The organism is Enterobacter sp. IF2SW-B1, assembly GCF_001743375.1.
GTDB classification, from domain to species: domain Bacteria; phylum Pseudomonadota; class Gammaproteobacteria; order Enterobacterales; family Enterobacteriaceae; genus Enterobacter; species Enterobacter bugandensis.
Genome location: NZ_MJAA01000231.1, coordinates 1 through 465, shown reverse-complemented (window position 1 = coordinate 465; position 465 = coordinate 1). Strand labels below are relative to the sequence as shown.

Annotated in this window: 1 protein-coding gene; it reads right to left on the bottom strand. The window is 26.7% G+C overall.

Features of this window, described 5'->3' with window-relative positions; all coding sequences use genetic code 11:
- Positions 1-208 precede the first annotated feature (208 nt).
- A partial coding sequence (gene scn / locus A6013_RS24255; RefSeq protein ID WP_139128295.1) for a complement inhibitor SCIN-A occupies positions 209-465 on the bottom strand: 257 nt, incomplete at its 5' end.

Here is a 465-nt window from a genome sequence, read left to right as displayed (position 1 = left end):
TGTATGGACGCCTATGACTTGAGTTTCGTTATTTATTTTGAGTGTGATTATTTTCTTGATATTTATAAAAACTAAAGATGTCGTTCATTTAACAATTTTCATATTAAACTTACTTTTTTCAATACTTTATTGTTTGCCTATACTGTTTTATTTATGAACACTTTTATATTATCTAGAAAATTAAAACCACCCTTTTACGGGTGGTTTTTTAATATTTACTTTTTAGTGCTTCGTCAATTTCGTTATAAATCTTTTGAAGTTGATATTTTGCTTCTGACATTTTCTTAAAGTCTTTTGACTTAAGAGCATACATTGCTTTTTGACCTGAAATTTTTATAGTTCGCTTATAATAAGTGTTTAAACTTCCAGTAGCTAATTCATTAACATTTAGTTCATCTAATAACGATTTTAATTCATTAGCTAACTTTTCGTTTTGATATTCATTCGATGTTGGCAAGCTTGTGC